The 13,920-nt window shown below is 59.0% G+C and carries 10 protein-coding genes; 7 read left to right on the forward strand and 3 right to left on the reverse strand.

Translation table 11 applies throughout. The features are described from left to right. Positions 1-27 precede the first annotated feature (27 nt). Together mfd and ldtC are read left to right on the forward strand one after the other, a co-directional pair. Positions 28-3,474, forward strand: a complete 3,447-nt coding sequence (gene mfd / locus ACREYP_RS14255; protein WP_336817753.1) for a transcription-repair coupling factor — start codon at positions 28-30, stop codon at positions 3,472-3,474. A gap of 150 nt (positions 3,475-3,624) precedes the next feature. After that, positions 3,625-4,599, forward strand: a complete 975-nt coding sequence (ldtC, locus tag ACREYP_RS14260) for a L,D-transpeptidase LdtC (protein ID WP_336817754.1) — start codon at positions 3,625-3,627, stop codon at positions 4,597-4,599. A gap of 105 nt (positions 4,600-4,704) precedes the next feature. Here the strand turns inward: ldtC and bhsA are convergent, their stop codons facing one another. Further along, complete coding sequence (gene bhsA, locus ACREYP_RS14265) at positions 4,705-4,962, reverse strand: multiple stress resistance protein BhsA (protein ID WP_008453418.1); 258 nt, start codon at positions 4,960-4,962, stop codon at positions 4,705-4,707. A gap of 247 nt (positions 4,963-5,209) precedes the next feature. Between bhsA and ACREYP_RS14270 the strand changes: the two genes are divergently transcribed. After that, the gene (locus ACREYP_RS14270; RefSeq protein WP_008453420.1) at positions 5,210-5,845 is read left to right on the forward strand and encodes a TetR/AcrR family transcriptional regulator; all 636 of its coding nucleotides are present in this window, start codon (positions 5,210-5,212) and stop codon (positions 5,843-5,845) included. 29 nt (positions 5,846-5,874) lie between these two features. Here ACREYP_RS14270 and ACREYP_RS14275 read toward each other — a convergent pair whose 3' ends face one another. Both ACREYP_RS14275 and ACREYP_RS14280 read right to left on the reverse strand, forming a co-directional pair. Continuing rightward, the gene (locus ACREYP_RS14275) at positions 5,875-6,765 is read right to left on the reverse strand and encodes a siderophore-interacting protein (RefSeq protein WP_336817755.1); all 891 of its coding nucleotides are present in this window, start codon (positions 6,763-6,765) and stop codon (positions 5,875-5,877) included. A gap of 15 nt (positions 6,766-6,780) precedes the next feature. After that, entirely contained in the window at positions 6,781-7,992 is a 1,212-nt protein-coding gene (locus tag ACREYP_RS14280) for an MFS transporter (RefSeq protein WP_336817756.1), read from the reverse strand. A gap of 132 nt (positions 7,993-8,124) precedes the next feature. Here ACREYP_RS14280 and iucA point away from each other — a divergent pair, with 132 nt between their 5' ends. The 4 genes from iucA to iucD are packed head-to-tail and all read left to right on the forward strand — an operon-like array spanning position 8,125 to position 13,889. Further along, entirely contained in the window at positions 8,125-9,849 is a 1,725-nt protein-coding gene (gene iucA, locus ACREYP_RS14285; RefSeq protein ID WP_336817900.1) for an aerobactin synthase IucA, read from the forward strand. Next, positions 9,850-10,797: a N(6)-hydroxylysine O-acetyltransferase gene (gene iucB, locus ACREYP_RS14290; RefSeq protein WP_008453429.1), complete on the forward strand. Its 948-nt coding sequence runs from the start codon at positions 9,850-9,852 to the stop codon at positions 10,795-10,797. It abuts the gene before it with no gap. Further along, entirely contained in the window at positions 10,797-12,530 is a 1,734-nt protein-coding gene (iucC, locus tag ACREYP_RS14295) for an aerobactin synthase IucC (RefSeq protein WP_008453432.1), read from the forward strand. The genes iucB and iucC overlap by 1 nt, the downstream gene beginning before the upstream one ends. 3 nt (positions 12,531-12,533) lie before the next feature. Further along, the gene (gene iucD, locus ACREYP_RS14300; protein ID WP_336817757.1) at positions 12,534-13,889 is read left to right on the forward strand and encodes an NADPH-dependent L-lysine N(6)-monooxygenase; all 1,356 of its coding nucleotides are present in this window, start codon (positions 12,534-12,536) and stop codon (positions 13,887-13,889) included. Positions 13,890-13,920 lie beyond the last annotated feature (31 nt).

Consider the following 13,920-nt stretch of genomic DNA (forward strand, 5'->3'; position numbering starts at 1 on the left):
CGGCTTTCTGGAGAACGCGCGCTGACTATGCCTGAACATGCCCGTTACGACCTACCGAGTAAACCCGCAGAACAACGCCTGCTGGGCGAGCTGACCGGTTCAGCCTGCGCGACCGAAGTCGCCGAAATCGTTGAACGCCATAGCGGCCCGGTGGTGCTGATTGCCCCGGATATGCAGAACGCGCTGCGCCTGCACGATGAAATCACCCAGTTCACCGACAACCTGGTGGTCAATCTCGCCGACTGGGAAACGCTGCCGTACGACAGCTTCTCGCCGCATCAGGAAATCATCTCCTCGCGCCTGTCCACGCTTTACCAGCTGCCGACCATGCAGCGCGGCGTGCTGATCATGCCGGTGAACACGCTGATGCAGCGCGTTTGCCCGCACAGCTACCTGCACGGCCACGCGCTGGTGATGAAAAAAGGCCAGCGCCTGTCGCGGGATAACCTGCGCGCGCAGCTGGAACAGGCCGGGTATCGCAGCGTCGATCAGGTAATGGAGCACGGCGAATTTGCCACCCGTGGCGCCCTGCTTGACCTCTACCCGATGGGCAGCGCCCAACCGTACCGCATTGACTTCTTTGACGATGAAATCGACAGCCTGCGCGTCTTCGACGTGGATTCTCAGCGCACGCTGGAAGAAGTGGACGCCATCAATCTGCTGCCGGCCCATGAATTCCCGACCGACAAAAACGCCATTGAGCTGTTCCGCAGCCAGTGGCGCGACAAGTTCGACGTCAAGCGCGACGCCGAACATATCTACCAGCAGGTGAGCAAAGGCACGCTGCCTGCCGGGATCGAATACTGGCAGCCGCTGTTCTTCAGCGAACCGCTGCCGACGCTGTTTAGCTATTTCCCGGCCAACACGCTGCTGGTGAACACCGGCGATCTGGAAGCCAGCGCCGAGCGCTTCTGGCTGGACGCAAACGCCCGCTTTGAAAATCGCGGCGTGGATCCGATGCGCCCTCTTCTGCCGCCGGAAGATCTGTGGCTGAAAACCGACTCGCTGTTTAGCGAGCTGAAAGCCTGGCCGCGCGTGCAGCTCAAAACGGATTCGCTGGCGAAGAAAGCCGCCAACGTGAATCTGGGTTACAAGGCACTGCCGGATCTGGCCGTGCAGGCGCAGCAAAAAGCCCCGCTGGACAGCCTGCGGAAGTTCCTCGAGTCCTTCACCGGGCCGGTGATTTTCTCTGTCGAAAGCGAAGGCCGCCGTGAAGCGCTGGGCGAACTGCTGGGCCGCATCAAAATCGCACCAAAACGCATTTACCGCCTGGAAGAAGCCGAAAATAACGGCCGCTATCTGATGATCGGCGCCAGCGAGCACGGCTTTATTGATACCCTGCGCAACCGGGCGCTGATTTGCGAAAGCGACCTGCTGGGCGAGCGCGTCAGCCGCCGTCGCCAGGACAGCCGCCGCACCATTAATCCGGACACGCTGATCCGCAACCTGGCCGAGCTGCATGCGGGCCAGCCGGTGGTTCACCTGGAACACGGCGTGGGCCGTTACGCCGGGCTGACCACGCTGGAAGCCGGGGGCATTACCGCCGAATACCTGATGCTGACCTACGCGGGCGACGCCAAACTTTACGTCCCGGTTTCGTCCCTGCACCTGATCAGCCGCTACGCGGGCGGCGCCGACGAAAATGCGCCGCTGCACAAGCTGGGCAGCGATGCCTGGTCCCGCGCCCGCCAAAAAGCAGCGGAGAAAGTGCGCGATGTCGCCGCTGAACTGCTGGATATCTATGCGATGCGCGCCGCCAAAGAAGGCTTTGCCTTTAAGCACGATCGCGAGCAGTACCAGCTGTTCTGTGACAGCTTCCCGTTCGAAACTACCCCGGACCAGGCTCAGGCCATCAACGCCGTGCTGAGTGACATGTGTCGCCCGCTGGCGATGGACAGGCTGGTGTGTGGCGACGTGGGCTTCGGTAAAACCGAAGTTGCGATGCGTGCCGCATTCCTGGCAGTGGAGAACAACAAACAGGTGGCGGTGCTGGTGCCGACGACCCTGCTGGCTCAGCAGCACTACGACAACTTCCGCGACCGCTTCGCCAACTGGCCGGTGCGCATTGAAATGCTTTCCCGCTTCCGCAGCGCCAAAGAACAGACTCAAATTCTGGAACAGGCCAGCGAAGGGAAAATCGATATTCTGATCGGCACCCACAAGCTGCTGCAGGCCGACGTGAAATGGCGCGATCTTGGGCTGTTGATTGTCGATGAAGAGCACCGTTTTGGCGTGCGCCACAAAGAGCGCATCAAAGCGATGCGCGCCGACGTGGATATTCTGACGCTGACCGCAACGCCTATTCCGCGAACCCTGAATATGGCAATGAGCGGCATGCGCGACTTGTCGATTATCGCCACGCCTCCGGCACGCCGCCTGGCGGTGAAAACCTTCGTGCGCGAGTACGACAATCTGGTGGTGCGGGAAGCCATCCTGCGTGAAGTGCTGCGCGGTGGCCAGGTGTATTACCTTTTCAACGACGTCGAAAACATTCAGAAAGCCGCCGATAAGCTGGCTGAACTGGTGCCAGAAGCGCGTATTGCCATCGGCCACGGCCAGATGCGCGAGCGCGAGCTGGAGCGGGTGATGAACGACTTCCACCACCAGCGTTTTAACGTGCTGGTGTGCACCACGATCATCGAAACCGGGATCGATATTCCGACCGCCAATACCATCATCATCGAGCGGGCCGACCACTTTGGCCTGGCGCAGCTTCACCAGCTGCGTGGCCGCGTCGGGCGTTCTCACCACCAGGCCTATGCCTGGCTGCTGACGCCGCACCCGAAGGCAATGACCACGGACGCGCAAAAACGCCTGGAGGCCATTGCCTCGCTGGAAGATTTAGGCGCCGGGTTCGCGTTAGCCACCCACGACCTGGAAATTCGCGGCGCGGGCGAGCTGCTGGGGGAAGATCAGAGCGGGCAGATGGAAACTATCGGCTTCTCGCTGTACATGGAGCTGCTGGAAAACGCCGTCGATGCGCTGAAAGAGGGCCGCGAGCCCTCGCTGGAAGATCTCACCAACAGCCAGACAGAGGTCGAGCTGCGAATGCCCGCCCTGCTGCCGGATGATTTTATTCCCGACGTCAATACGCGCCTGTCGTTCTACAAACGCATCGCCAGCGCCAAAGGCGAGCACGAGCTGGACGAGCTGAAAGTTGAGCTGATAGACCGATTTGGCCTTCTGCCGGATGCGGCACGCAATCTGCTGGACATCGCCGCGCTGCGCCAGCAGGCACAGAGGCTGGGCGTGCGTAAGATTGAGGGCAATGAAAAAGGCGGCACCATCGAGTTCGCGGAGAAAAACCACGTTGATCCTGTGTGGCTGATTGGCCTGCTGCAGAAGCAGCCGCAGCATTACCGCCTTGACGGCCCTACCCGACTGAAGTTCTTCCAGGAGCTTGAAGACAGAAAAACGCGCATGGAATGGGTGCGTAACTTTATGCGCAGCCTGGCGGAAAACGCCGCGGCCTGACGCCTCTGCGCCTTACCGCCCGGTAAGGCGCAATTTTCTGTGACATTTACACACTCTTTGCAATCCCCAGGACTTCCCGACACGCAGCTCAGCGATAATTGGCGTTTATCTGCCTCAAAAATTAACCATTAAAATCGCAGGGTTTAAGCTATGTTTGCTTCGCGTACTTTGTCTTTCCGCCGCTGGTTTACCGCCGCCGCCTTACTGGGTGCCGCGGCCATGGCGCTGCCCGCCAGCGCTAACGATTATCCGCTTCCCGCCGCTAACAGCCGCCTGATCGGCAAAAACCTGTTCCATCAGGTTGAAAACGACGGCGGTTCGCTGGAGGCCATTGCCAAAAAGTACAACGTCGGTTTCCTGGCGTTGCTGCAGGCCAACCCGGGCGTGGATCCTTATGTGCCCCGCGCCGGGAGCGTGCTGACCATCCCGCGCCAGATGCTGCTGCCGGACGTCCCACGCGAGGGCATCGTGATTAACCTCGCCGAACTGCGTCTGTACTATTTCCCTGCCGGGAAAAACAGCGTCACCGTTTATCCGATTGGCATTGGCCAGCTGGGCGGAGACACGCTGACCCCGACGATGGTGACCAAAATTTCCGACAAACGGGCCAACCCGACCTGGACACCAACGGCCAATATTCGGGCGCGTTACCTGGCGCAGGGCATTAAGCTCCCGGCCGTAGTTCCTGCGGGGCCGGATAACCCGATGGGGCACCACGCGATTCGCCTGGCAGCGTTCGGCGGCGTTTACCTGCTGCACGGCACCAACGCCGACTTCGGCATCGGTATGCGCGTCAGCTCCGGCTGTATCCGCCTGCGCGACGGCGATATCAAAGCGCTGTTCAACACGGTTCCGGTCGGCACTTCAGTGCGCATCATCAACACGCCAATCAAAGCGTCCGTTGAGCCGGATGGCTCCCGCCTGGTTGAAGTTCACCAGCCGCTGTCCAAAGCGATTGATGATGACCCGAAAGTTCTGCCGATTGTGCTAAACGAGCAGATGACGCAGTTCCGCAACGCACCTAAAACCGATGCGCAGGTGATGGAACAGGCCATGGAGCACCGTTCCGGGATGCCGGTCAACGTCAATGCTCATGCGGCTGACCAGCCGAACAACGAAATCTGAGTTCAGGTTTTATGCGTAAAAAAAGGCCCTGTCGAAAGACAGGGCCTTTTGCTTGCAGTGGCATATAACGAATAAGGTCAAACGTATTGAGGGTTAACGTCTGGCTTATTTATAGATGACGGCAGTACCGTGCAGGGTGTTCGGACCGTTAACGGAGGTAATACGGAACGATTTAGCGCCCATTGCATCGGCCTTCGCGGCCAACTGTTCTTCCAGGGAAGAGAGGTTGCTGCCCGCATTGGCGCTGATGGTGCCAACTTTTTGCTGACCAGCAGGGGTAGCAGAAACTTCAACCGCCGCAAAGCTTGCAAATGAGAGTGAGCTAATCACAGCGGCAGCGAACAGAGTAGTTAAGGTTTTCATGATTCAGGTCCTAAGCAGGTGAACGTTAGGTCGTTAAATTTAATTAGTTAACGATCGATAAGTAAATCATAATCGTGATCCACATCACACGTCAACACATTTTAATAACGACCGTTAATTAATTAAAAAAAGCGCTATTTTTCATTGTGATAAGAAATAATTATTTTTCATAACGTGGCACTGGCTACCGCCGCCGATTATTTTTATAATAAGTGTTCACTAATTAGACAGAGGTTAAACGGCAGGTATGGCAACCGAGACTTTAAGTTGCAGCAAAAAAAGCCGTGGCCGTCCAAAAGTGTTTGACAGGGAAGCTGCACTCGACAAGGCCATGACACTCTTCTGGCAGCATGGCTATGAAGCAACATCCATGGCGCATCTGGTAGAAGCCACCGGGGCAAAGGCCCCAACGCTCTACGCGGAGTTCATCAACAAAGAAGGCCTGTTCCGCGCGGTGCTGGATCGCTATATCGCGCGCTTTGCGGCGAAGCACGAGGCCTGCCTGTTCTGTGAAGAGCAGACCATGGAAGCCGCGCTGGAGAACTATCTTTCCGCGGTCGCACAATGTTTTACCGACAAGAGCACGCCCGCTGGTTGCTTTATCATTTGCACCTCATCCGTGCTGGCGGCGTCGTCGGAAGACATCGCCGCAACGATAAAAGCCCGCCATGCCGTGCAGGAACAAACGCTGGTGCGTTTCCTTGAAATGCGCCAGCAAAAAGGCGAGATCCCGGCGGAACGTAACATTCGCTGCCTGGCAAAATACCTGTGCTGCATCATTCAGGGGATGTCGGTCAGCGCCCGCGAGAACGCCAGCTATGAAGAGTTAATGCAGATTGTGAAAACCACGGTGATGTTGATGCCGCAGTTGAAGAAGATCTGATCCAGGGCGGCCAATGGCCGCCCTTTTCACTAGCGAACTCGCCCTTTCGCCCAGTAGGCCATAAAGTTAATGGCTTCGTGCTCAACGCCACGTTCGCCAATCAAATGGCGGCGCAGCAGCTTAACCACCGTCGACTCCGCCGCTACCCAGCCGTAAAACTCGTTGCTACCGGTGGTGGCTTTATCCCACAGCAGTTCGCCTTCGGCCTCTTCCTGGACGGCTTCGTGATGGCCGCTTTCCGGCACCCTCGCCTGCATTTTTACCGCCTGAATCAGGCATTCGCCGTGGGTGGCAGAGACGGTTTTGCGCGGCAGCCAGTTGATCTCGGCGAAGCCATAGGCGCTTAAGTCCACGCAGTCCCCTTCGTCCGGCACCTCAAAAAAGGCCTGTATTTTTGGCGGCTGAGCCTGGCGAGCCAGCATTTCCAGAATGCCTCGTGCGGCGGGTAAAGCCGTCTCATCAGCGATAATCAGCGCGTTTCGCAGCCCGGCAGGCGGCGTCCATTCATAGCCGCCGCTGTCTTCCGGGTGGGCGGCGTTCGGGGCCACAATCTGGATAGCATCGCCGGGAACAGAATTAATCGCCCATGCGGAGGCCGGGCCTTCAGTGCCGTGGCTGACAAACTCCACCGTCACTTCCTGACGGGCAGGATCGACATGGCGCAGCGTATAGGTGCGGATCACCGGGCGCTTCTCTTTTGGCATCCCCTGGGCAATCTGATACCACTGCCCTTCGGCAGGCAGCGACGGCAGCGTTCCGTCTTCGGACGGAAACAGCATTTTAATACGCTGATCAGGCGAGTCACATTTCATCTGCGCCACATCAGGCCCGCTAAATACCAGGCTCAACAGCGAAGGCGACACGGCCGTTTTCCGCGCCAGTTGAACGTTAAACAGACGATAGCCCTGAACTCCAGCCATAACTTTTCCTTACGCTTAAATTACAGAATGACGTGAACGGTGGCGGCTGCGCCAGATAACGCCGGACACCACGGTAAATAACACGGCGGCTAAAAAGGCCACCATAATCAGCGCTGCCTCAGCGCCCGTTTTTGATACCAGCGGCACCAGCATGGCACAAAGCCCGTAGCCCAGAGTGTGGCTGGTCGCGACCCAGCCGGCCCCTGCACCATCGGCAAGCTTGTCGTTCAGCAACAGCTGATAGGCCGGGGTCGCCAGCGCGGCCCCAAACGACAGTACCGCGCAGCCGACGTAAAACAGCCACAGCTGGACGGAAATCATCATCGCCAGGCCAACGATCATCAGCAGCCCGGCGCTCAACAGGAGCGCCATTGGCTTCAGGCGCTGTGGCCGGAGAATGCCAAACTGTGCGGAGAGCGAAGCCACCGCGGCCAGGCTCAGCAGCCAGGCAACCTGATGGCTAATTGCGGCGGTATCCGTGGCAAACTGGCGGCCAAGCGCCGGAGAGAGCCCCAGCTGCATCAGGCTGACCGAGGCCGAAAGCAGCAAGGCACACAGCAGATAAGGCAGGCAATCGGGCCGAAGACGAGCGCTTTTACGCTCGGCTGCGGGCTGCGGCGGCGTGCCCGGCAGACGCAACAGCATCACCAGCGCCAGCAGCGGGGCGACCATCAGAAGTCCCAACGGGGCAAGCGGATGAATCGCTAACATGCCGGCGGCGCAAAGCGGGCCAAACAAGCGCCCGCTGCTCAACCCGGAGCTGATCGTGGCCAGCGCCGCCATGCGCTTTCCTTCCCCGGCACGCTGCAGCGCCCAGACCTGGCAGGCCGGAACCATCGCCGACACGGTCAAGCCGTAGATAATCCTCGCCACAATCAATATGCCCAATCCGACGTAACCCGCGACCGCATCCGTGGCCAGCAGCAGGCAACCAAGTCCGAGCAGCATAAAGCTTGCGCCATAGCCTCCCAGCGCCCAAAGCACCACGGGCTTACTGCCGAGGCGCGCAATCTGTTTCCCCCACCACGGCGAGGACGGTAAAAACAGCATCGACCCAAGCGTTAGCAATGCCGCCCAGACGGACAGGCTCAGATGTGTCTGCATCACCAGCACCGGGATCGCGACCAGCAGGCCGTTTTGTCCGACGCCAAGTAGCCCGGCGCTCAGCGCAAGTGGCCAACATGAAAGGGATTTTTGCGGCGAATCCGCCAGTTCTAGCGATGTCAAAATGTTACTAACCCGTGTGGTTATTGTGCGTATTTGTAAAATTAATTTTATCTATTCTAACAATTGTTATTGATAATGAGAAACGTTATCGGCAGAATTCGCATTATCATAACGCGTGGAAACTGTTTGATGATGACTTTGCCAAATAAAACTCTGGCCTGGGATGTGGCCGCACAGTGCTTTCTTAATTCCCTTGTCCGTGAAACCAGCGACTGGCGACTGACCGACAGCCACCCAGCCGAACTCATTATCCCCCTGGGGGAACAGCAGGCGCTCTACTTCAAAGTGGCCTATTTCTCTCCCACCCAGCATCACCGCTTCGAATTCCCGGCTCGTCTGGTCACTGCCACCGGCAGTCAGCCGATAGACTTCGCCACCCTTTCCCAGCTGATTGTCGATAAACTCCAGCACCAGCAGATGCTGCCAGCCACCGGTTGCGAAGCGTTTTATCAGCGCGTAATGGAAAGCCATGCCCACACGCAGCAGGCGATTGAAGCCCGTCATGACTGGAATGGGCTGCGCGAAAAAGCGCTGAATTTTGGCGAAGCCGAGCAGGCATTGCTGGTGGGACACGCCTTCCACCCGGCGCCAAAATCCCACGAACCGTTTAACCAGCAGGAAGCCGAGCGCTATCTGCCTGACTTCGCCCCGCATTTCCCGCTGCGCTGGTTCGCCGTAGATAAAAGCTACCTGGCGGGCGAAAGTCTGCACCTCAATCTGCAGCAGCGCCTGACGCGCTTTGCGGCTGAAAATGCGCCGCAGCTGCTGAGCGAGCTCAGCGACAATCAATGGCTGTTCCCGCTGCATCCGTGGCAGGCCGGCTATCTGCTGGAGCAGGACTGGTGCCAGCAGCTGGTCGCCAAAGGTTTGGTGAAAGATTTAGGCGAAGCCGGTGCACCATGGCTGCCGACCACTTCTTCGCGCTCGCTTTACTGCGCCACCAGCCGCGACATGATCAAGTTTTCTCTGAGCGTGCGCCTGACCAACTCCGTGCGTACGCTGTCGGTAAAAGAAGTTAAACGCGGCATGCGCCTGGCGCGCCTGGCGCAAACTGACCGCTGGCAAACGCTGCAGGCCCGCTTCCCGACCTTCCGCGTGATGCAGGAAGACGGCTGGGCCGGACTGCGCGATCTCCACGGCAACATCATGGAAGAAAGCCTGTTTGCCCTGCGCGAAAACCTGTTGGTTGAGCAGCCGCAGAGCCAGACTAACGTCCTGGTTTCCCTGACCCAGTCAGCCCCGGACGGCGGAGATTCCCTGCTGGTTGCCGCCGTGAACCGCCTGAGCTCTCGCCTTAGGATCACGCCGAAACAGGCTGCACACGCCTGGGTCGACGCCTATTGCCAGCAGGTGCTGAAACCGCTGTTTACCGCCGAAGCGGATTACGGCCTGGTTCTCCTCGCTCACCAGCAAAATATTCTGGTGGAGATGCAGCAGGATCTGCCGGTCGGGCTTATCTACCGCGACTGCCAGGGCAGCGCTTTTATGCCGCATGCCGCAGGCTGGCTCGACATGATTGGCGAAGCACAGGCGGAAAACGTCTTCACCCGCGAACAGCTGCTGCGCTACTTCCCTTACTACCTGCTGGTCAATTCGACCTTCGCCGTGACCGCCGCGCTGGGTGCTGCGGGGCTGGATAGCGAAGTGAACCTGATGAGCCGTGTACGCAGCGCGCTTAGCGCCGTGCGTGACGAGGTGACGCATAAAACCTGCCTCGACTACGTGCTGGAAAGCCCGCACTGGAACGTGAAGGGGAACTTCTTCTGCTACCTGCACGACCATAACGAAAACACCATCGTCGATCCTTCGGTGATTTATTTCGACTTTGTAAACCCGCTGCTGGCTCAGGAGGGCTGAATGTTTCAGGCATCTATTGTTCACGGCGGCCACGGGCTGCGCTGTGAAAAGCTCAATAAGCCTCTGAATCTGAGCTGGGGCCAGGACGGCGGCGCGGTCCTGTACTGGCCGGGCGAACTGCCTGCAGGCTGGCTGCGCGATGCGCTGGATCAGATGTTCGTCGCGGCACCGCAGCTTACTTCCATCGTGCTGCCTTACGCCGAATGGCGCGAAGAACCGCAGGCGCTGGTGCTGTTCGATCTGCTGAAAAGCGACATCGTTCACCGCGCAACCTTCTGGCAGCAACCGCTGTGGCTCAGCGCTCCGGCGAAGCATGCTTCCGGCGAAATGGTATTTGACGCTGAGCGCGAGATCTATTTCCCGCTGCGCCCTGCCCGCCCGTACGGGGAAGTTTACCGCCGCTACGATCCGCGCGTTCGCAAAACGCTGAGCTTCCGCGTGGCCGATCCGGCGTTGGACGCAGAACGTTTTACCCGCTGGATGAACGATCCGCGCGTGGACTATTTCTGGGAGCAAAGCGGCTCGCGGGAGGTACAAACCGCGTATCTGGAGCGCCAGCTCACCGGAAAACATGCGTTTCCGCTGATCGGCTGCTTTGATGACCAGCCGTTCAGCTACTTCGAAATTTACTGGGCAGCGGAAGATCGCATCGGCCGCCATTACCCGTGGCAGCCGTTTGATCGCGGCCTGCATCTGCTGGTGGGCGAGCAGCAGTGGCGCGGCGCGCACTATGTACAAAGCTGGCTGCGTGGCTTAACCCACTACCTTCTGCTGGACGAGCCGCGCACGCAGCGCACCGTGCTGGAGCCGCGCGCCGACAACCAGCGCCTGTTCAAGCATCTGGAGCCTGCGGGCTATGTGACGCGCAAGGAATTTGACTTCCCGCACAAGCGTTCACGCCTGGTCATGGCTGACCGCCACAACTTCTTTAGCGAGGTAGGCCTGTAATGAATCGCAAGGATTGGGATTTCGTTAACCGCCAGCTGGTAGCCAAAATGCTGGCTGAGCTGGAGTACGAGCAGGTTTTTCAGGCCGAATCGCTGGGCGAAAATCGCTACTGCATCAGCTTAGCCGGGGCCGAGTGGCATTTTAACGCCGAGCGCGGCATCTGGGGCTGGCTGTGGGTAGACGCGCAAACGCTGCGCTGTGCGGACGAGCCTGTGCTAGCGCAGACGCTGCTCATGCAGCTCAAGCCGGTGTTGTCGATGAGCGACGCCACCGTGGCCGAGCATATGCAGGATCTGTACGCCACGCTGCTGGGCGACCTGCAGCTGCTGAAAGCGCGCCGCGGCATGAGCGCTGATAACCTGATCGATCTCGACGCTGACCGCCTGCAGTGCCTGCTGAGCGGCCACCCGAAATTTGCCTTTAACAAAGGGCGTCGCGGCTGGGGCAAAGAGGCGCTGGAGCGCTATGCGCCGGAGTATGCCAATACCTTCCAGCTGCACTGGCTGGCGGTTAAACGCGAACATATGGTCTGGCGCTGCGATAGCGAACTGGATATTCAGCAGCTTATCGCCGCCGCGATGGACGAGCAGGAGCTGGCCCGCTTTACGCAGGCGTGGCAGAACAATGGCCTGGATGATAACTGGCTGCCGCTGCCGGTGCATCCGTGGCAGTGGCAGCAGAAAATTGCGCTGGATTTCGTGGCCGATCTCGCCGAAGGCAAGATGGTGTCTCTGGGCGAATTTGGTGACCAGTGGCTGGCCCAGCAGTCGCTGCGCACCCTGACCAACGCCAGCCGCCAGGGCGGGTTAGACATCAAGCTGCCGCTGACGATTTACAACACCTCCTGCTACCGCGGTATTCCGGGCAAGTACATTGCCGCCGGGCCGCTGGCTTCCCGCTGGCTGCAGAACGTCTTTGCTACCGACAGCACGCTGGTGAAAACCGGGGCGGTGATCCTCGGCGAACCGGCTGCCGGCTATGTTTCTCATGCAGGTTACGCCGCGCTGGCTCAGGCGCCCTATCGCTACCAGGAGATGCTGGGCGTTATCTGGCGCGAGAACCCGACCCGCTGGCTGAAGCCTGACGAGACGCCGATTCTGATGGCGACCCTGATGGAGTGCGACGAAAACAATCAGCCGCTGATCGGGGCCTATATTGCCCGCTCCGGCATGGATGCAGAAGCCTGGCTGACGCAGATGTTCCGCGTGGTGGTGGTGCCGCTGTATCACCTGCTCTGCCGCTATGGCGTGGCGCTGATCGCCCATGGACAAAATATTACGCTCGCCATGAAAGACGGCGTGCCGCAGCGCGTGCTGCTGAAAGATTTTCAGGGCGATATGCGTCTGGTGAAGGATGAGTTCCCGGAGATGGACTCCCTGCCTCAGGAAGTGCGGGATGTGACCGCCCGTCTGAGCGCCGACTATTTAATTCATGATTTGCAGACCGGCCATTTTGTGACGGTGCTGCGTTTTGTTTCGCCGCTCATGGCCCGCCTTGGCGTGCCGGAGAGACGCTTTTATCAGCTGCTGGCCGCAGTGTTGAGTGATTACATGCAGGAACACCCGCAAATGTCGGCGCGTTTTGCGCTTTTCTCACTCTTTAAGCCACAAATCATCCGCGTTGTGCTGAACCCGGTAAAACTGACCTGGCCTGACCAGGACGGCGGCAGCCGCATGCTGCCGAATTACCTCGAGGATCTGCAAAACCCGCTGTGGCTGGTAACCAGGGATTGAATTATGACAAACACTGTTGATTTTATTGGCGTAGGTATCGGCCCGTTTAACCTGAGCATTGCGGCGCTGTCTCACGAAGCAGAGGGATTTAGCAGCCAGTTCTATGACAGCCGCCCTGACTTTGCGTGGCACCCGGGCATGTTAGTGCCGGACTGCCATATGCAGACCATGTTCCTGAAAGACCTGGTCAGCGCCGTGGCCCCCACCAGCCCGTTCAGCTTTGTGAACTACCTGGTGAAACGTAAAAAATTCTACCGTTTTCTGACCACCGAGCTGCGCACCGTCTCGCGCGATGAGTTTTCGGACTACCTGCGCTGGGCCGCAGAGGGCATGAACAACCTGCAGTTTAACCAGACGGTTGAGCGCGTTGATTTCGACGAGCAGCGCAGGCTGTTTGTGGTGCAGACCGGCCAGGGGGAAACGCTGGCGCGCAACATTTGCCTCGGCATTGGCAAGCAGCCTCACCTGCCGCCGTGCGTAAAAGCCGCCACGCCAACCTGCTTCCACGCCAGCGAAATGAGCTTGCGTCTGCCGAATCTGGCCGGGAAACGCGTCACGGTGGTTGGCGGCGGGCAAAGCGGTGCCGACCTGTTCCTGAATGCGTTCCGTGGCGCCTGGGGCGAAGTTGCCGAAGTGAACTGGGTTTCACGCCGCAATAACTTTAACGCGCTGGATGAAGCCGCGTTTGCCAACGAATACTTCACGCCGGAATACGTCACCGGCTTTGTGGGCCTGAATGAAGGCGCGCGGCAGAAAATGCTCGATGAGCAGAAGATGACCTCCGATGGCATTACCGCCGATTCGCTGCTGACCATCTACCGCGAGCTGTATCACCGCTTTGAAGTGCTCGGGCTGCCGCGCAATGCTCGCCTGCTGCCAAGCCGCTCTGTAACAGGCCTTGAAAGCCGTGGCCAGGGCTGGCAGCTGCTGCTGGAACACCATCTGGACAAGGGCTATGACACGCTGGACAGCGACGTGGTGATTTTCGCCACCGGCTACCGCCCTACGCTGCCGCAAATGCTTTCGCCGTTAATGTCACGCATGACGATGCTGGATGAGTGCAACTTCAAAGTGCGCGACGACTTTACGCTGGAGTGGAATGGCCCGGCCGGAAATAACATCTTCGCGGTCAACGCCAGCATGCAAACCCACGGCATTGCCGAGCCGCAGCTGAGCCTGATGGCGTGGCGCTCCGCCAAAATTCTGAATCGCGCGCTGGGGCGTGATTTGTTCGATCTCAGTACGCCGCCCGCGCTGATCCAATGGCGCAGCGGCAGCCGGGAAAAACCGCAGCACAGCGCTGCGTCCTTAACTCACTACTCCTCAAAATCATTCGAAATGCAGCCCGGCGCTAACTGAGTTTATCCCCCGGAACGCAGGCCACTGCGGG

Origin of the sequence: Enterobacter sp. TMH.L2 (genome assembly GCF_050847315.1) — a bacterium.
Lineage (GTDB): Bacteria > Pseudomonadota > Gammaproteobacteria > Enterobacterales > Enterobacteriaceae > Cedecea.